This window comes from Rhizobium sp. LjRoot30 (assembly GCF_964253915.1).
Classification (GTDB): Bacteria; Pseudomonadota; Alphaproteobacteria; order Rhizobiales; family Rhizobiaceae; genus Metarhizobium.
This window is the reverse complement of the sequence record NZ_CAXUSG020000004.1, coordinates 55,867-72,945: the sequence shown is the minus strand read 5'-3', so window position 1 is coordinate 72,945 and position 17,079 is coordinate 55,867. Positions and strand designations below refer to the sequence as shown.

Genomic DNA, 17,079 nt, shown 5'->3' with positions numbered 1-17,079 from the left:
CGCGAAAAAAACTCTTATTTGAATAAATCATTCCTATGTGAGATAACGACCTGGAAACGCTGGGAGGAGTTGCCATGATCATCGACACGCATCTGCACATCATCGACAAGGCAGCTCTCACCTATCCATGGCTGTCATCCGCGCCGCCGCTCGATCGCGATTTCCTCTACCGGACCTACGCGGCTGAAGCCAAACGCGTCGGCATTTCGACCACCCTGCATATGGAGGTCGATGTCGATCCGGCGGAACAGGAGAAGGAGACGGATTATGTCCGGGGCGTGGCCGCCGAAGACGGCAGCCTGATCAAGGGCGCCATTTCCGCCTGCCGGCCGGAGGGGGACGGCTTCGTCGCTTTCCTCGAACGCCAGCAGGCCAATCCCTTCGTCAAGGGCTTTCGCCGCGTGCTGCATGTGATGCCGGACGAGCTTTCCGAGCAGCCGCTGTTTCGCGAAAACCTGAAGCGACTTTCCGGCACCGGCCTGACCTTCGATCTCTGTGTCCTGCCGCGACAATTGCCGCTTGCCGCCGCCCTTGCCGATCTGATGCCCGACGTGCAGTTCATCCTCGACCATTGCGGCGTGCCGGACATTCGTGCCGAAGCGCAGCATCCATGGCGCGAAAACATCACGGACATCGCCCGGCGTCCGAACGTCACGGCAAAAATCTCCGGTGTCGTCGCTTATGCGGATGCGGAAAACTGGGTTGCCGAAACGCTGCGCCCCTATGTGGAGTACACCATCGGCGCCTTCGGCTGGGATCGTGTCGTCTGGGGCAGCGACTGGCCGGTGTGCACGCTGGGTGGCGGGCTTTCCACATGGGTGGCGACGACGCATGCGCTGATCGCCGGCGCAAGTGCCGACGAGCGGGAAAAACTGCTCTCCGGCAATGCCCGGCGGATCTGGTCGCTCGGCTAATTTTTGACGAAGGCGGGCGGCTCTCAATGATGGAGCCGCCGTCCATTCAGATCGTCGCGCTGACGTGCCGCTCGCGCCCATAGAGCGAGACGAGCAAGATGATGATAAGGCCAAGCGCCGCCTGCACCATCGCCGGCTGGAAACCCAGGCCGATCAGCAGCGTATTGATCTCCGTCAGCACCAGCACGCCGGCAATGGTGCCGAGATAGCTGCCACGCCCGCCCACCAGCGCCGCACCGCCGACAACGACGGCTGCAATCGTCTGGAACAGGTAGGGCTGGCCGACATCGCCATAGGCAGAGCCGGTAAAGCCGAGCAGCAGCACGCCGGCAACGGCGGCAAAGAAGGCGCTGAGCGCAAAGGTGATCACCCACATCCTGACGGGATCAATCAGCGCCAGCGGTGCGGCACCCGGATTGCTGCCGAGCGCATACAGCCTGCGGCCGTAAGGCGAGCGTGCCATCATCAATATGATCAGGGTTGCCAGCACGACAAGGCTCGGCACCAGCCACGGAACGGGCAACGGCCCGGCCGACCCGCCGATGGAGACGAAGGCGGAAACGGCCGATGGCGCCGAACCGGAAGGGAAACCCTTGGTCCACAAAAGCACGCAGCCCTGCACCACCATGCCGGCTCCGAGCGTCACGATCAGCGGATGGATATCGAGTTTCCTCGACACATAGCCGTTGAAGGCGCCGATCAGCGCCGCCATTACCGAAACCAGCAGGCAGACGAGGACAAAATTCCAACCGTCGCCATAAAGCTGCGCCGCCACGACATTGGCAAAACCGATGACGAAGGGAATGGAGAGGTCGATGCCGCCGAGGATGACCACCAGCGTCTGGCCGATGGAGGCGACCGCCAAAAGCGCGGCAATCACCAGCATGGCACGGATTGCAAAGGGCGACGAATAGCCGGGAATGGCAAGCGTGCCGATCAGATGCAGGAGTGCGGCGATGAGAAAGGCGCCGAAGACGCGGCCATTGGTGCTGCCGAGAAATGTCTTGAGTTTGGCCATCATGCCCTCTCCCGCTTGGCGGCCCGTTCCTGCACGGCCGTCAGGATGACGGCGGCAACCAGGATGGCGCCGTAGGCGATCTGCAATACATAGGTGGAGACGTTGAAGGAGGTCAGCACGCTCTGCAGCAGGAAGATATCGATCGCGCCGATTGCCGCGCCGAGCAGCCCTCCCCGCCCGCCGGCAAGGCTGACACCGCCAAGCGCCACGGCGGCAACCGCAATCAGCGTGTAGGTCGCGCCGATATTCGGATCAGCCGAACCGATCAGCGCTGTCAGCATCAGGCCGGCAACGCCGGCAAAGGTGCCGGTGATGACATAGGCAATGAAACGAACCTTGGTGACCGGAACGCCGGCCGTATAGGCGGCGCGGTCATCGCTGCCGATCGCCATCAGCTGGTCGTAATAAGGCAGACGCCGGATGCCCCACCAGGCGAGGAAGATCGCCGCCAGCGGCAGGATCGACAAGGGGCCTGACATGGATTTCAGCCAGGCCGGCGCCGGCCCGATGGGTGCCGGCAGGATCGTCAGCGTTATACCGGTCAGCACAAGATAGGTGCCGAGCGTTGCAACGATCGGCTGGATGCGCACGATGGTCGTGAGAAAGCCGTTGATCGCCCCGATCGCCGCACCTGTCAGCAGTGCAGCCGGCACCAGCACGAAGGGCGAAGAAATCCCGGCTTTCAGAAATATCACCTGGATGACGATGGCATTGACGAAACCCATGGTCGGACCGACCGAAATGTCGATACCGCCACGGCCGCCGAGAATGACGGGCGCCGAAGCCAGCGCCGCGCCAATCAGCGGTGCCGCAAGCCCGATCAATGCTCCCCAGGCAGCCGGATGGAACCGCGCCGGATTGAGCACCAGATTGATCGCCAGCAACACGACCAGCAGCAGCGCGGCAAAACCCATGCTGCGCCAGAGCGCCGCCGACCTGGAAGAAAAACCGCCCGTACTCATGCCGCCCGCCCGAACATTGCCGCGATCACGCTGTCGGTGGTCATCGCCTCTCCTGTCATTTCCGCCGCGATTTCATAGTCGCGGAACACCAGCACCCGGCCGCACAGCAGCAGGATCTCCTCGATTTCGCTCGACAGGATGACCAGCGCCATGCCCTCCCGGGCCAGATCGCGAAACACATCGTAAAGAACATGCCGCGTCGCGACATCGACGCCGCGCGTCGGATCGTTGAGCAGCAGCACGCCCGGTTCCAGCGCCAGAGCGCGGGCCAGAAGCACCTTCTGCTGGTTACCGCCGGAGAGCGTGGTGATCGCCGCATCCGGCCGCGGCGCGACGATGGACAGCCGCTGCCGATAAACTTCATACCGCTGCTTGCGGCTCTGCGCGCTGATCAGGCCGAAACGCGCATCACGTTCCACCGTCGAGATGGCGAAATTGTCGAGCACGGATTGCGTCGGGAAAATGCCGGTGGCGCGCCGGTCGCGCGGCAGATAGGCGATGCCATTGGCAACCGCCGTGCGAAACGCATCGATCTTCGTTTGCCGGCCAGCGCGGTCGAGCAGGACGTCACCTGCGACCGGCGTCTTCAACCCGGCCAGCACTTCCAGGAAACGCTCCTGCCCATGGCCGTCGAGGCCGGCAAGGCCAACAATTTCTCCGGGTCGGATGGCCTGGGAAAAGGCGGAAGCGCCCTTGTGAAGCGAAAGATTGCGGACATCAAGCGTCAATGCATCAGGCATGGGAAAGCTCCGCGGCAGTCTGCGGCGCCATGGCTTTCAGCAGTTCGGCAGGCGTGGAGACACCCTTGTCCTCGCTGCGCACGACCTTGCCGCCGCGCAGGATCGAGATGCGGTCGGAGAGGCTCATGACCTCGTCCATGCGGTGGGTGATGAACAGCAGCAACGATCCTTCCGCCGCCAGCTGCCGCATCAGCTTGAAGACGGATTCACGGTCGGCATAATCGAGCGCTGCGGTAACCTCGTCGAGGATCAGGATGCGCGGGCGGCGGACGACGGCGCGGGCGAGCACGATCAGCTGCTGCGCAGCCAGCGGCACCTGGCCTGCCAGTGCGTCGAGCGGCACATCGGTGACAGCAAAACGGGATAGCGCCGCAGCCGCCGTTTCACGGCGTTTTTCACGCGGCACCTTGCGATGCACAAGGCCATCGAGGCCAAGGAGAATATTGTCGGTGACCGTGCGGTCCGGCGCAATCAGCACCTCCTGAAACACGGTGGCAAAACCGGCCGCCTGGAAATCGGAAGGGCCGCGACCGGAAAAAGCGCGTCCGTCGAGCGTGACGGTTCCGCCATCAGGCTGGACGATGCCGGAGAGCAGCTTCACCAGCGTGCTCTTGCCCGAACCATTCTCTCCGAGGATCGTATGAACGGTGCCGGCGCGAAAAGCGATCGTCGCCCCCGAAAGGGCCACCGTCTCGCCGTAGCGCTTCGACAGATCTTTGATTTCTAGCATCGCAGTTCCAGTCTGGAGGCGGCCGTGTGTACGGTCGGTCCTCACATTGTCTTCCAGGCGTCGCCGTTACCCCTTCTCCCCGCTGGAGAGAAGGGGCAGGCGGAAGCCTTTCATTTCAGCCTCCTTCCATGAGAAGGAGGCCCTCGTCAGCTTACTTGGCGCAGGCGTCCGGCGTCTTGGAATAATCCCAGCCGATCGTCGGCTTGGCGCCGTCGAAATAGGCGTCCATCAGCTCTTCCGGCATCGGGTCCTGCGGCGGGACCGGGAATACCGATACGGCGTCCGGCGTCATGCAGTCCTTGTACCAGTTGCCGAGATCGGCATTGTGAACCGCCGGGATCGGGATCAACAGGGTATTCAGCTTCGGCTTCTGGCCGTCGAGCAGGCGGGCGCCGACGCGGAACAGCGTCTGGGCGGTCCAGTGCGGCAGAAGCGCATGGCCCTCGAAGCGGTACTTGTCCGGATTGGCCTTCCAGTAGCCGAGCGCGTCGCCGGTCAACGAACCGGTGATCACCGGCGCCGGACGACCGGCTTCGGCAAAGGCTTCGGCCACGACGCGGCTTTCGCTGCCCGTCGTCCAGACGGCATCGATCTGCGCCGGGTTGGTGGCGATCGCCTGCAGCACGACGGTCTTGGTGACGTTGGCCGTCCAGTTGCCGTTGACGCTCCGGGAAACCTTGAGCTTGTCGTTTTCGGCCAATGCCTTGTCGCCGCCCTCACGCTCCTGCACGACGATCGGGTGTCCGGCAATGCCTTCGACCAGCAGCACGTTGCCGCCGTCAGGCAGCTCCTTGCCGATCGCCGTCATCATGTCGTAGCCCCAGCGGGCATAGTTGGAATCGACGTTGATGGCGTTCGGGCTGGTGACCGAACCGGCGGCCGTGATGAACGGAATGCCGGCTTTCGCCGCGGCATCGACGGCATCGTCAAGCGCCGTCGCCGAACCCGGGATCGAGGTGATGATCGAGCAACCCTTGTCGATGAAGGCGCGGATCTGGTTGATCTGCTGGCTGGCATCGTTGTTGGAATCGGACACCTCGAAGCTTGCGACCGTACCGTCGGCGATCAGGCCGTCGACCAGGCGCTTGAGTTCCGCCGTCACGGTCACGCGCCAGGGATTGCCCTGGTAGGATTCCGAATGGCACCATTTCCACGGCTTGGCCGGCGGCGTGAAGCTTCCCCAGGCCGACGGCAGAACCTTCTGCGGCGCGCCGTCATATTGCGCCTTCAGGAGATCCGGCAGACCCTGGATCACCGCGTTCACATCCTGCGCCTGCGCAAATGGTGCCATCGTCAGGATGGCTGTCGCGGCCAAAAGGCCGCGCATCAACGTCTTCATGTTTTTCTCCTCCACTTTATCCGGGCCTCCGCCGGGATTACTTTGCTGCAAAACTTTCGCCGAACAGCCGGTTCAGATCCGTCACCACATCCCCCGCCTTCTCCTTGCCGAGAAGACCGGCATTGATGCGGTCCGATGCCGCCTGCTGGAATTCCATGTAGCCGTCATGGCGCGGACGAACCCAGGACGCTTCCAGCGTCGCCCGCGTGCCGCGGTAGAAATCGTTGGTCGCGGCGTTGACGGTATCCTCCTCCCAGGCCGCGGCATGGCCGGGCTGTCCGCCGGCTGCGGCATAGGGGCCTTTCTGCACGTCACCGCTGGCGATCCAGTAGGTGAAATCCAGGGCTTCCTTCGGCGACTTGCTGAAGGCGGAAACCGCAAGGCCGGTACCGCCAAGTGCAGAGCCCGCGGGGCCGAGCGTACCGGCAACCGGGATATCGGCAAACTTGATCAGTTTCGGCCGGAAACCTGCGATCGAATAGGATAGATAGCCGTAGATCAGCGGCGAGCAGGCGATGCTCGAGCCCGGCTCGGCCATTGCCTCGAACACGGCGATCGGGTCCATCTCGAAGCAGGCCGGATCGATCAATGCCGCAATCTCGCGCATCATCTCGAAGACGGTCGTGCCGGTTTCGAGATCGATGAGATCGCCCGGCCCTTCGGTGGCGCAGGCTTTGCCGAGATTGCCGCTCAGCGTATAGAATGTCATCAGCGTGTGCGGCGGGCGCAGCGGCAAAAGCACCTTGCCTTGCCGGGCAAGCGCCAGCATGTCGTTCCAGGATGCCGGCGCGGCATCGATCAGGTCCGGCCGGAAGGCCTGCACCTGGGTGGCGGCATCGACGGGGAACGCCCACTGCCGGCCCTGCCAGTTGTAGCTCGGATAGGACGCGCCGACGCTGGCATCGGCCAGCGCCTTGCGTTCGGCCTCACGGCCTTCGACATCCAGCGGCATCAGGCATTTTTCATTGGTGATCTGGCCGACATGTGGATGATCGATGATGATCATGTCGTAGGCGCGGGCCAGCTCCTCGACCGGATAGGTCTCGAAATCCTGCAGCGAGCGCTTGTCCCACTCCACGGTGACGCCGGTCTTTTCCAGCCAGAGTTTCGAGCAGGCGACCATGGGATCGTAACCGCGCGGATGGCTCCAGGTCATGCCTTTCAGCGTTACTTTGCTCACAGGCCGAACTCCTCGCGAATGGCCGCACTCTGCTCACCGACACGGGGAGCGGCACGATCGAATTTCGGGCGCTGGCCATCGACGCGGATCGGCGAGCGGGTGGTGAGGATCGAGACATTGTCCTCGCGGGTGACTGTCTGCAGCATGTCGAGGATCTGGAAACCGTCGCTTTCCAGAAGCTCGTTCCAATTCAAGACCTTGGCGCACCAGATATCCGCGGGTTCGAGGATCGCCAGCCATTCGTCGATGGTCTTCATCGCGATGCGCGCCGCAATCAGCGCCTTGATTTCGTCGCGGGCGGTGAACCAGGTGGACGGCTGGTCGCTATAGGCAGCCAGCGCCTCCTCCATATCGAGCAGGGCGGCGAGTTTCGGGATCGGCGTCATGGCAATCGCCAGGTAACCGTCGGCCGCATGATAGACACCGTAAGGCGCCGAAAGGTAGGCGTGGGCGCTGCGGACGTTCGACCGCTTCGGCAAACGCCGGCCGTCGTTCAGGTGGGTCGTCAGCACTTCGAACTGGAAGTCGACCAGCGCCTCCAGCAGGCTGGTCTCCACATGGCTGCCCTTGCCATTGATGCCGCGGCGAACCAGTGCCGCCAGGATGCCCTGGCAGGCGGCAGCACCCGCCAGCATGTCACCGATCGCCAGGCCGAACGGCACCGGACCCTGGCTCTCATCGCCATTCAGCCACATGACGCCGGAGCGGGACTGCGCCAGGAGATCCTGGCCGGGACGCTTGACCCAGGGACCATCCTCGCCGTAACCGCTGATCGAGGCATAAACGATCTTCGGATTGATCTCCTTGACCGCCTCGTAATGCAGGCCGAGGCGCTCGATGACGCCGGGGCGGAAATTCTGGATCAGCACGTCCGCCTTGGTGATCAGCGTCCGCAAAGCCTTGAGATCATCGGGATTCTTCAGGTCGATCGCCAGGCTTTCCTTGGCGCGGTTGATGGCGTGGAAGATCGTCGAGTCACCGCCGATCTCGGTGTCGCTCAGATACAGCCGACGCGACAGGTCGCCGCCATCGGGGCGCTCGATCTTGATGACGCGGGCACCCAGGTCCATCAGCCGCAGCGAACAATAGGGCCCGGACAGGAACTGGCTCATGTCGACGACGACAAGGCCGGACAACGGCAATTCATTCTCGGCAGTCATAATCTCTTACTTCTCGGTTTTGCCGATGAAATCGGCCGGATTCTTGTACTTCACCGTCTGCAGGTGCTCGCAGTAGAGGACGAGTTCACCCTCGCCCTTGAAGACTTCGTAGCTGGCCCGGATCAGGCCCATCTCCTTGTATTTCGGCTGCTTGTCGAGGTTGGTGCGGATCGCGTAGATCGTGTCGCCGATAAACACCGGCTTGATGAAACGCAGCCTGTCGTAGCCGTAGGAAAAGGCATTGATGCAATTGGTGGCGACGAGGCCGAGGCCGGCGGAGAAGACGAAGGCGCCGGCGATCAGCCGCCGGCCGAAGATGCCTTCGCTTTCGGCAAACATCTGATCCTGAACATAGGGATGGATATCCGTCACCAGCGTGTTGAACAGGTGGCTGTCGCCTTCCGCCATGGTGCGGCGCAGGGAACGGATCTTCTGGCCGACCGGCCAATCCTCGTAAAACCAGTTCTCGGCATTCCACACCGGCAAGGCAGCATGCTCGGCCGGCATATTCTTCGGATGCGTGGAGGAAACGCCGACGGTCGGCACGGACGCACTCATGCCGCAACTCCGGCCACTTGCGAAAGACGGGATATATGCCGCTTCCGCCATACGGTCGCCCGATGGCTTTCCATGCTTCCTCTCCTCCTGAAATCTTTTTATGTGAAGATTATTTTCACATATGGATTGCATTTGCAAGACCTCTCCATGAATATGTGGCTGTTCAAATGCGCCGCGGCGGGGGAGAAACGGTTCCGCGGCCAGCTTGATTCGGCCGGTTCGATTGGGAGGAAAAATGGGCGCGACTTATCTTGCCTTTGTCGGCACGCTGAACCGTGAGGCCCCCTATTTTCAGGGCGCACGCGGCAACGGCCTTGCCGTCTTCAGCTTTGATGAAGAGACACTTTCGGTAAATAGGCTGGCCGAAGCGCCGGAGATCGAAAACCCGACCTTCCTTTCGGTGAATGCGGCGGGCACTGTTGTCTATGCCAACTCCGAAATCTTCGGCTGGAAGGAAGGTCTCGTCTCAGCCTTTCGTTTCGACCGGGAAGCCGGCCGGCTCGATTACATCAATATGCAGCCGTCGCTCGGCAGCATCACCGCCCACAGCATGGTGAGCCGTGACGGCACAAAACTTCTGGTCGCCAATTACGGCATGGGCGAAGGCGGGCCGGACCGGTCTGTCGTCGTCTACGGCATCCGCGCCGATGGCGGGTTGACGCCACCGATTGGCAGCATCGCCCAGCACGGCACCGGCCCGGACGCAAACCGGCAGGAGCGCAGCCACGCCCACAGCGTTACCGAGCTTCTGTCCGGCAATCTCGCGGTCGTTGCCGACCTCGGCACCGACACGCTGACCACCTATCGCATGAACGCCGATGGCTCCCTGGCCGAAGTCGCCAGGACCAGCACGGCCGCCGGCGCCGGCCCGCGCCATGTGGCGCTGCATCCGAACGGCCACCTGCTGTTCCTCATGAACGAGCTGAATTCGACCGTCGCAAGTTTCGGCCTCGATCCGCAGACCGGCGTTTTGACCGCGATCGACGAACAGCCGGCCGTGCCCGCGGAGGCCCGCGCCTCGAACCATTGCGCCGATATCCAGATCTCGCCGGATGGACGGTTCCTCTACGGTTCCAACCGCGGACACGACAGCATTTCGGTGTTTGCCGTCGATGGCGAAACCGGAAAACTGACCACGGTCGGCTTCTTCCCCTGCGGTGGCGCGACGCCGCGCAACCTGGCGCTGACGCCTTCCGGCCGCCACCTGTTTTCCGCCAACCAGAATGCCGACCGCATTTCGATTTTTGCCCGCGATGCGGAAACCGGAAAGCTGACGGATACGGGCAAGGCAATCGAGATCGGCACGCCGATGTGCGTAAAATTTTCGGAAGGATGAGTTGAGGCTGCAAGCCGGGGGCCGGAAGGCCCCTCGGCTCAGCCGCGCCTGGCTTCGGCGGCCTTGCGGCGTGCGACGACGCTCTCGCGCCATACGGTGAAGATACCGGCCGCGACCACGACGATCGATCCGGCAACCATATTGATCGTCAACGTTTCGCCGAAGACCGTCGTGCCCATGATCGACGCGAAGACGAGCTGCAGATACATCAGCGGCTGCGCTTCGGCCGCGTCGAGGATGTCGTAGGCGCGGATCAGGAAATAATGGCTGGAAATGCCGGTCATGCACAGAAGCAGCATCCACAGCCAGTCGCCGGGCGACATCCACGTCCAGAAGAACGGTCCGATCAGCGTCATCACCGCCGCCCCGCCGACGCCGGTGTAGAAAAAGCTGGTCATCGCCGGATCGTCACGGCTCGCCATGCGGGTGGTGATCACGTAGAGCGCGAAAATCAGCGCCGCGACGAGCGGAATGAACACCGTCAGGCGCGGAACGCCGTCTTGCGGCGCCAGGATGATCAGCACGCCGATCAGCCCGACACAAATCGCCGTCCAGCGCCGCCAGCCGACCCTTTCGCCGAGCAACGGCATGGAAAGCAGCGCGACCATCAGCGGCCCGGAGGCAAAGATCGCCTGCGTATAGGCAAGCCCGACGACGGCAAAGGAGGTGATGGCGATGACGATCTGTACCGCGAGCAGGACGCCGCGCGAAATCTGCAGCAACGGCCGTTTCGTCGCTGCCGCCTTCCTGAGGCTGCCGGAGGCGCGCGTGGCCAGCACGACGGCGAACACCGCGAAGGCCCAGAACCGCAGCATGGTGATGAAGATCGGCGGATAGGCGCCGCCGAGATGCTTCGAAATGCCGTCCTGCATCGCAAAGATCACGATCGCCACGAAGGCGAAGATATAGCCGCGGGTTTTAAGAGACATGATGCTGCTGCATATACCCTCGCCGAAGAAAGGCATCACAAAAAACACCACACCTCGCCCGCAAGACCGTTTTTGTCCGGCAATGGTGCATTGCAGCATCATATGGGGAAAAGTCGCTCCGCCGGCCTCCGCTTCCCGGGGGAAGACGCCATGTCGCCGGCATGCTATGGCGCAGGCAATGAACCATACACACGAGAATCGCCTGTCGGCGGCCACCCGAACGTTGCGACGCCGGCTGAAAAAACTCCGGAACGCTCTGGCGCGGCGTTTTTTCGACACCCGCTACGGCCGCGAACTGCTGATCAGCGCCATCGGTGGTCGCGTCCGGACGATGACCGTCGACTGCGGCGACCATGCGATGACCTTCGATCCGGGCGACTACATCGGCACCAAGATTTTTCGCAAGGGGCATTTCGAGCGACCGAATGTCGAGCGCCTGCTGGCGGTGCTGCGGCAACGCGGCCTATCCATCGAGGGTCGGGCGATGCTGGAACTCGGCGCCAACATCGGCACCCAGACAGTCTATTTCAGCCTCGCGCGCGCCTTTCGCCATATCGTCGCCGTCGAGCCCGATCCGCGCAACTATCGCCTGCTGCAGACCAACATCACCCAGAACGGGCTCGAAGACCGGATCACACCGCTGCAATTCGCCGTCGGCGAACGGCACGGCGAGATCGATTTCTTCCAGCACCGCAACAACCACGGCAAGAGCAGCGCCCTGCGCCAGAGCGCCAAGGACATCCAGATCAGCGTGCCGGTGCGGCCGGTGGACGAGATCCTCGCCATGGCGAATGTCGCCGCCGAAGATATCGGCCTCGTCTGGATGGATATCGAAGGGTACGAACCCGTCGCCTGCCGCTCGATGAGCTTTTTGATGGCGCGGCAGGTGCCGCTCTACATGGAGTTTTCGCCGGTTTTCTACGGCAGGCAGGGGACGGAAGAGTTCGTCAGCCTGCTCTCGCGCTTCTATGGCGATTGCATGCTGTTCGACGAGGATGGCGGCCGGCCGGTCGCCATCGGCGACCTCGTCTCGATCGAAAGGCAGGCCGATATCCTGCTGCTGCCGCCGGCCGGCCTCAGCTGATTGGCCATCGCACCGGCAAGCGGACTATGATAAGCCTGACGGCATGATCCAGGCATCCGCGACAGACGCATTCGACGCACCGATCCTCACGCAATTCGAAGGTGTTGCGGACATCGGCAACTATGTGCCGCTGCCCTCCGGCTGGGCGTTGGCGGTAGCCGATATCGTCGATTCCACCGGCGCCATCGCCGCCGGTCGGTACAAGGACGTCAACATGGCCGGCGCCGCCGTGATTTCGGCCATCCTCAATGCACTCGACCGCCACGATCTGCCCTTCGTCTTCGGCGGCGATGGCGCCATGGTTGCCGTGCCGCCCTCGGGGGTTGCGACCGCCACCGAAGCGCTGGCCGCCACGCAGCGCTGGGTCGGCGACGAACTCGACCTGACGATGCGCGCCGCCATCATCGCCGTCGCCGATATCCGCGAGGCCGGCCAGGATGTTCGGGTCGCCCGCTTCCAGGCCAGCGAACACGTGACCTACGCTATGTTTGCCGGCGGCGGCGCCAGCTGGGCGGAAACCCGCATGAAGGAAGGGCTTTTCGCCATCGCACCGGCACCGGCCGGCACCCGCCCCGACCTCAGCGGCCTCTCCTGCCGCTGGAACCCGATCCGCTCCCGCCACGGCCACATCGTCTCGATCATCGCCATCCCCGGCGCAACCGAAGATGGCCCGGCCTTTCGTGCCCTGGTCACCGACATCATTGCGCTGGCCGCCGGCGAGGAGCGTGACGGTCACCCCGTTCCGGAGGATGGACCGCAGATCGGCCTGTCGCGCGCCGGCGTCCGGGCGGAAATCAAGGCGGCTGTGCCGGGTAGCATGACATTGAAGCGGCGCCTGCGCATTCTGGTGGAGCACCTTTTGATGGTCGTCCTTTACCGCACCGGCCTCAGCCTCGGCCGCTTCAACGCCGCCCGCTACAAGCGCGACCTCGCCGACAACAGCGATTTCCGCAAGTTCGACGACGGGCTGAAGATGACGATCGATGTCGATGCCGACCGGCTTCGGCGCATCACCGACCGGCTGGAGGCGGCATCGCAGGCCGGCATCTGCCGTTATGGACTACACCAGCAGGAATCGGCCTTGATGACTTGCCTGGTGCCGACCCCGCTGCAGCGCGACCACATGCACTTCATCGACGGCGCTGCAGGCGGTTATGCCGCAGCCGCCAGCGCCCTCAAGAGCAAGTCACAGCCGAAGGCAGCGCTTACGCCTTGACGATGTTCGGGCCACCCAGGCCGCGTTTGTGAAAAACGTTGCGGGTATCGACGATCAGCGGCGACCAGCGGGCAAGCGCTGCATAATCGACACCGTCATGATCGGTGGCGATCAAAACCGCATCGAAGCCCTTGACCGCTTCTTCGCTGAGCGCGACCGATTTACGCCCCCGCAGGAAGGCGTATTCCCGCGTTGGCGGAATTTCGTCGACATGCGGGTCGTGGTAACCCGTCTCGCCGCCACGCTCCTCGATCAGCTCGATCAGTTTCAGCGACGGGCTTTCGCGGGTATCCGGCACGTTTTTCTTGTAGGCAAGCCCGATCACCAGGATCTTCGAGCGGCTGAGCGCCTTGCCGGCCCGCCTGTCCAGCGCTTCCGCAAGCCGGCCGACGACATGGCGCGGCATGGCCGAGTTGATTTCGCCGGCAAGCTCGATGAACCGGGTCGGCAGTTCGTATTCGCGCGACTTCCAGGTGAGATAGAAGGGATCGATCGGGATGCAGTGGCCGCCGAGGCCGGGACCGGGATAAAACGGCATGTAGCCGAAAGGCTTGGTCTTGGCCGCTTCGATCACTTCCCAGATATCGATGCCCATCGCCTCGTAGACGACCTTCAACTCGTTGACGAGGGCGATATTGACGGCACGGAAGATGTTTTCGGTGAGTTTTACCGCTTCCGCCGTCGCATTGGAGGAGACCGGAACGACCGTCGTCACCGCCGCCGCGTAAAAAGCGCGCATCACGGCAGACGCGGCCTCGCCGTCGCCGGCAACCACCTTGGGAATGCTAGAGGTGGAGAAATCGCGATTGCCCGGATCTTCGCGCTCCGGCGAAAAGCCGAGGAAGAAGTCCGTGCCGGACACAAGCCCGGTTTCCTGCAGGATCGGCCGCACGACATCGTCGGTGGTGCCGGGATAGGTCGTCGATTCCAGCACGACCAGCTGTCCGGCCCGAAGCGTCTTGGCAATCTGCCGGGAGGTCTTGACGATGAAGGAGAGGTCCGGATCGCGATGCCGCGTCAGCGGCGTCGGCACGCAGATGATGATGACGTCACAATCGGCAAGCAGGGCAAAGTCGGTGGTCGACCGGAACCGGCCGGCCGCACTTTCCGCCGACAACACATTATCGTGTACGGCCTCGATATAGGAGCGACCGGCATCCAGCGCGACGATCTTCGACGGGTCGATATCGAACCCGGTGGCGGTAAAGCCGGAGCGCGCAATCGTCATCGCCAGCGGCAGCCCGACATAACCGAGGCCGATGATACCGACCGTGGCGGACCGTTGCGTTATACGGGAAAGGAGGTCGTCTCGGAGAGCGTTCGCTCGTGTCACGGTATCCAACATATCTGCCCTTCGAAAGGAATGGCCGTCCAGTTGGGGGCAAAAAAGCCGGCTGTCAAGGATCTCGAAACCATGCGGACGGCAGGATCGGAAATCCGCTGTCGTCAAATTTGTCGCTTTGGCAATCTGGTTTTGTGCGTCGCCGTGCATATATTGGGAGCCCGGGTCGATCATCGAGTCCGCACAGATCTTCTCCTACCGCCGGCGCCTCAGCCAGGATGGCTTTCAGCCGGCACGACAAGGACATGCGATGAACATGTATCGCGCAAACGTATCCACCACTCTCATCGACCGCGTCAGCGCATGGCTGAAGAAGGCCGCTCTGGATGGTGAAAATCTCGAACCGCTGATCAAGGGTTTCTGTGAACGCCTCGCCGCCGCCGGCCTGCCGCTGGTGCGTGTCCACCTGAGTTTTTCGATGCTACATCCGCTCTACGATGCCCTGGGCTTCACATGGCAGCGCGGCAAGGGCGTGACGGTCGAGGGTTTTCGCAAGGTTCTCGAAGGTCCGGATTCCGAGCGCATCCTGCGCAGCCCTTATTTTTATCTGCTGAGCAACAATCTCGAATATCTCCGCCGCCGCATCGATGTGGCGACCCCTTCGGAATTTCCTGTTTTCGACGACCTCAAGCAGCTCGGCGCCACCGATTATCTTGCCTTCGTGCAATCCTTCGGCGACGGCACCGGCCAGGGCATGCTGGGCTCCTGGACGACCGACATTCCAGGCGGCTTCAACGACGATGTCATCGAGGCTCTGCTGAAGATCCAGAACAGCCTCGCCGTGGCCGCCAAGATGGCGGTGCTTGGCAAGCTCGCCGACAACATGCTGACCACCTATCTCGGCGGCAATGCCGGCAAACGCGTGCTCTCCGGCCAGATCCGCCGCGGCGATGGCGAAACCATCCGCGCCGCCCTGGTGATGGCCGACATGCGCCAGTCGACCCTGCTCGCGGAGAAGGAAGGCCGGCAGGTCTATATCGACACGCTCAACCAGTTCTTCGATGCCATCGCCACGCCCTTCAATCGCAATGGCGGCGAGATCCTCAGCTTCATCGGCGACGGCTTTTTGGCGGTCTACCCCTGCGGGCGTCACCGCGAGCCGTCGCAGAAGGCGACGCGTGCGGCCATGGCCGCCGTACGCCAGGCCTCGCTGCGCATGCAGGAATTGAACATAGAGCGCAAGAGAGCCGGTGTCGGCGAAATCCGCTACGGCGTCGGCCTGCATATCGGCAACGTCATGTTCGGCAATGTCGGCCTCAGGGACCGCCTGACCTTCTCCGCTTTCGGCGGCGCCGTCAACGAAGTCGAACGCCTGCAGGGCCTGACCAAAAAATTCAGCCAGCCGGTCATCGCCAGCCAGGCCTTTGCCACCTATTGCGGCGGCGACTGGGTGACGCTTGGCCAGGAACGGCTGCGCGGCCTGCGGCAGAAGGTAACCGTGCTATTGCCTGGTGAAGGCAACCTGAAGGTGGATCCGGCCGAGGCGATAGAAAAGGACAGCCGCGACTTGCAGTCGGAAGCAGAGCGCGTCATGCTGCTGTATCGCGACAGCCGCAAACAGAAATCGAACGACATGCTGGAGACACTGCTTCAATGATCGCACACCCGGGCCGAGCTCTGCTTCTTGCTTTTGCACTTGTGACCAGCGGGTCGGCCCTGGCGGATCCGCTCCAGCAGAATCTAGTGGACGGGTTTGACGGCGGCACTTTTTCGCCCGAAGGCGGTCTTTATTACCGCGAAAACAGCGAACAGAGCGCCGGAACGGTGGTCTTCCAGAGTGCAGTCAAGCGCACTGGCGCAGGCGCGCTGCAGCTGAGCGTCAAGCCGCATTGCGCCGCCGACAGCGAAGGCTGCAGCGAACGGGCGGAAATCTGGGAAAAAACCGCGTTGCGCGTGCCTTACGAAGCCGCCGTCTGGTACGGTTTCGCGGTCAAATTTGCCGATCCCATCCCCTCGGACGACCACCGCTACCTGATCGCCCAATGGAAGCGCGAAATCGGTCCCGATGCCGAAGGCGATTTCAGTCCGTTCCTCGCCCTGCGCATGAACGGCGGCAAGCTTTTCGCCACCGTCGAGACCAACTATTTCGATGGCACCTCCACCGGTCCGAAGGGGCAGGCCGCCAATTGTCCGTCGGGACAGGTGCCGGTCTGGCTGCGCCCGGAGACGAACCAGATCCGCGCCTTCATCGTCGGGGACGAAACCTATACCGCCGCGGACGCCGGCCTCTTCAACTCCTGCAGCGACAGGCTTCAGGTGATCGATCGCGGCAATTTTCTGCCGAAGCCGGATTCCGGCTGGATCGATTTCGCCATCATGACCCAGCCGGGACCGGAAGGCACCGGTCGCATCGAAATCTTTGCAAACGACAAGTGGATCGTTTCGATCAAGGGCCATATCGGCCACAACGATCGCGGCCTCGGTGACAACCAGTATTTCAAGTTCGGTCCTTACCGGGCCGCCGACACCACCAACTGGACGCTCTATTACGACGACTTCCGCCGATCGTCCAAATGCGAAGATGTTCTAGCGGACAAGGCTGCCTGTGCCGCGATCAATTGACGATCGGCA

The 17,079-nt window shown here is 62.8% G+C and carries 16 protein-coding genes; 6 read left to right on the top strand and 10 right to left on the bottom strand.

The features are described from left to right. Nucleotides 1-74 precede the first annotated feature (74 nt). A complete protein-coding gene (locus ACSQ3I_RS10150) occupies nt 75-914 on the top strand; it encodes an amidohydrolase family protein (RefSeq protein ID WP_435998460.1) in 840 nt (279 codons plus the stop codon). A 46-nt stretch (nt 915-960) separates the two neighbouring features. Here ACSQ3I_RS10150 and ACSQ3I_RS10145 read toward each other — a convergent pair whose 3' ends face one another. From ACSQ3I_RS10145 to ACSQ3I_RS10110, 8 genes are all read right to left on the bottom strand, one after another. Then, on the bottom strand, nt 961-1,935 hold the full coding sequence (locus ACSQ3I_RS10145; RefSeq protein ID WP_435998458.1) for an ABC transporter permease: 975 nt from the start codon (nt 1,933-1,935) through the stop codon (nt 961-963). Further along, the gene (locus ACSQ3I_RS10140) at nt 1,932-2,894 is read right to left on the bottom strand and encodes an ABC transporter permease (protein WP_435998456.1); all 963 of its coding nucleotides are present in this window, start codon (nt 2,892-2,894) and stop codon (nt 1,932-1,934) included. Before ACSQ3I_RS10140 ends, ACSQ3I_RS10145 begins: the two co-directional genes overlap by 4 nt. After that, a complete protein-coding gene (locus ACSQ3I_RS10135; protein WP_435998455.1) occupies nt 2,891-3,634 on the bottom strand; it encodes an ATP-binding cassette domain-containing protein in 744 nt (247 codons plus the stop codon). The genes ACSQ3I_RS10140 and ACSQ3I_RS10135 overlap by 4 nt, the downstream gene beginning before the upstream one ends. Beyond that, nucleotides 3,627-4,364, bottom strand: a complete 738-nt coding sequence (locus tag ACSQ3I_RS10130; RefSeq protein WP_435998454.1) for an ATP-binding cassette domain-containing protein — start codon at nt 4,362-4,364, stop codon at nt 3,627-3,629. The genes ACSQ3I_RS10135 and ACSQ3I_RS10130 overlap by 8 nt, the downstream gene beginning before the upstream one ends. Nucleotides 4,365-4,515: 151 nt before the next feature. Continuing rightward, nucleotides 4,516-5,703, bottom strand: coding sequence for an ABC transporter substrate-binding protein (locus ACSQ3I_RS10125; protein WP_435998453.1), 1,188 nt, complete (start codon nt 5,701-5,703; stop codon nt 4,516-4,518). A gap of 37 nt (nt 5,704-5,740) precedes the next feature. Continuing rightward, a complete protein-coding gene (locus ACSQ3I_RS10120; RefSeq protein ID WP_435998993.1) occupies nt 5,741-6,859 on the bottom strand; it encodes an extracellular solute-binding protein in 1,119 nt (372 codons plus the stop codon). A gap of 20 nt (nt 6,860-6,879) precedes the next feature. Then, complete coding sequence (locus ACSQ3I_RS10115) at nt 6,880-8,043, bottom strand: CaiB/BaiF CoA transferase family protein (RefSeq protein ID WP_435998452.1); 1,164 nt, start codon at nt 8,041-8,043, stop codon at nt 6,880-6,882. Between the two features lie 6 nt (nt 8,044-8,049). Then, nucleotides 8,050-8,601, bottom strand: coding sequence for a MaoC family dehydratase (locus ACSQ3I_RS10110; protein WP_435998451.1), 552 nt, complete (start codon nt 8,599-8,601; stop codon nt 8,050-8,052). Between the two features lie 235 nt (nt 8,602-8,836). Here ACSQ3I_RS10110 and ACSQ3I_RS10105 point away from each other — a divergent pair, with 235 nt between their 5' ends. Continuing rightward, complete coding sequence (locus tag ACSQ3I_RS10105; protein ID WP_435998450.1) at nt 8,837-9,937, top strand: lactonase family protein; 1,101 nt, start codon at nt 8,837-8,839, stop codon at nt 9,935-9,937. A 38-nt stretch (nt 9,938-9,975) separates the two neighbouring features. Here the strand turns inward: ACSQ3I_RS10105 and ACSQ3I_RS10100 are convergent, their stop codons facing one another. Then, nucleotides 9,976-10,866 (bottom strand): DMT family transporter, encoded by an 891-nt coding sequence (locus tag ACSQ3I_RS10100; RefSeq protein WP_435998449.1) that lies wholly within the window; start codon nt 10,864-10,866, stop codon nt 9,976-9,978. Nucleotides 10,867-11,044: 178 nt separating this feature from the next. Between ACSQ3I_RS10100 and ACSQ3I_RS10095 the strand changes: the two genes are divergently transcribed. Both ACSQ3I_RS10095 and ACSQ3I_RS10090 read left to right on the top strand, forming a co-directional pair. Continuing rightward, entirely contained in the window at nt 11,045-11,950 is a 906-nt protein-coding gene (locus tag ACSQ3I_RS10095; RefSeq protein ID WP_435998447.1) for an FkbM family methyltransferase, read from the top strand. Between the two features lie 43 nt (nt 11,951-11,993). Continuing rightward, the gene (locus ACSQ3I_RS10090) at nt 11,994-13,166 is read left to right on the top strand and encodes a DUF3095 domain-containing protein (protein ID WP_435998445.1); all 1,173 of its coding nucleotides are present in this window, start codon (nt 11,994-11,996) and stop codon (nt 13,164-13,166) included. Here the strand turns inward: ACSQ3I_RS10090 and ACSQ3I_RS10085 are convergent. Beyond that, entirely contained in the window at nt 13,156-14,511 is a 1,356-nt protein-coding gene (locus tag ACSQ3I_RS10085; RefSeq protein ID WP_435998443.1) for a nucleotide sugar dehydrogenase, read from the bottom strand. The genes ACSQ3I_RS10090 and ACSQ3I_RS10085 overlap by 11 nt on opposite strands. A 247-nt stretch (nt 14,512-14,758) precedes the next feature. On the opposite strand from ACSQ3I_RS10085, the gene ACSQ3I_RS10080 reads away from it, so the two are divergent. Continuing rightward, nucleotides 14,759-16,105, top strand: a complete 1,347-nt coding sequence (locus ACSQ3I_RS10080; RefSeq protein ID WP_435998441.1) for an adenylate/guanylate cyclase domain-containing protein — start codon at nt 14,759-14,761, stop codon at nt 16,103-16,105. Continuing rightward, nucleotides 16,102-17,070 (top strand): polysaccharide lyase, encoded by a 969-nt coding sequence (locus tag ACSQ3I_RS10075; RefSeq protein ID WP_435998439.1) that lies wholly within the window; start codon nt 16,102-16,104, stop codon nt 17,068-17,070. Before ACSQ3I_RS10080 ends, ACSQ3I_RS10075 begins: the two co-directional genes overlap by 4 nt. Nucleotides 17,071-17,079 lie beyond the last annotated feature (9 nt).

Bases quoted from the DNA above. Each gene is read 5' to 3' on its own strand.
- ACSQ3I_RS10085 (WP_435998443.1), bottom strand. From the start codon at position 14,511: ATGTTGGATACCGTGACACGAGCGAACGCTCTCCGAGACGACCTCCTT.
- ACSQ3I_RS10125 (WP_435998453.1), bottom strand. From the start codon at position 5,703: ATGAAGACGTTGATGCGCGGCCTTTTGGCCGCGACAGCCATCCTGACG.
- ACSQ3I_RS10135 (WP_435998455.1), bottom strand. From the start codon at position 3,634: ATGCCTGATGCATTGACGCTTGATGTCCGCAATCTTTCGCTTCACAAG.
- ACSQ3I_RS10110 (WP_435998451.1), bottom strand. From the start codon at position 8,601: ATGAGTGCGTCCGTGCCGACCGTCGGCGTTTCCTCCACGCATCCGAAG.
- ACSQ3I_RS10080 (WP_435998441.1), top strand. From the start codon at position 14,759: ATGAACATGTATCGCGCAAACGTATCCACCACTCTCATCGACCGCGTC.
- ACSQ3I_RS10095 (WP_435998447.1), top strand. From the start codon at position 11,045: ATGAACCATACACACGAGAATCGCCTGTCGGCGGCCACCCGAACGTTG.
- ACSQ3I_RS10100 (WP_435998449.1), bottom strand. From the start codon at position 10,866: ATGTCTCTTAAAACCCGCGGCTATATCTTCGCCTTCGTGGCGATCGTG.
- ACSQ3I_RS10140 (WP_435998456.1), bottom strand. From the start codon at position 2,894: ATGAGTACGGGCGGTTTTTCTTCCAGGTCGGCGGCGCTCTGGCGCAGC.
- ACSQ3I_RS10075 (WP_435998439.1), top strand. From the start codon at position 16,102: ATGATCGCACACCCGGGCCGAGCTCTGCTTCTTGCTTTTGCACTTGTG.
- ACSQ3I_RS10150 (WP_435998460.1), top strand. From the start codon at position 75: ATGATCATCGACACGCATCTGCACATCATCGACAAGGCAGCTCTCACC.
- ACSQ3I_RS10090 (WP_435998445.1), top strand. From the start codon at position 11,994: ATGATCCAGGCATCCGCGACAGACGCATTCGACGCACCGATCCTCACG.
- ACSQ3I_RS10120 (WP_435998993.1), bottom strand. From the start codon at position 6,859: ATGACCTGGAGCCATCCGCGCGGTTACGATCCCATGGTCGCCTGCTCG.
- ACSQ3I_RS10115 (WP_435998452.1), bottom strand. From the start codon at position 8,043: ATGACTGCCGAGAATGAATTGCCGTTGTCCGGCCTTGTCGTCGTCGAC.
- ACSQ3I_RS10130 (WP_435998454.1), bottom strand. From the start codon at position 4,364: ATGCTAGAAATCAAAGATCTGTCGAAGCGCTACGGCGAGACGGTGGCC.
- ACSQ3I_RS10105 (WP_435998450.1), top strand. From the start codon at position 8,837: ATGGGCGCGACTTATCTTGCCTTTGTCGGCACGCTGAACCGTGAGGCC.
- ACSQ3I_RS10145 (WP_435998458.1), bottom strand. From the start codon at position 1,935: ATGATGGCCAAACTCAAGACATTTCTCGGCAGCACCAATGGCCGCGTC.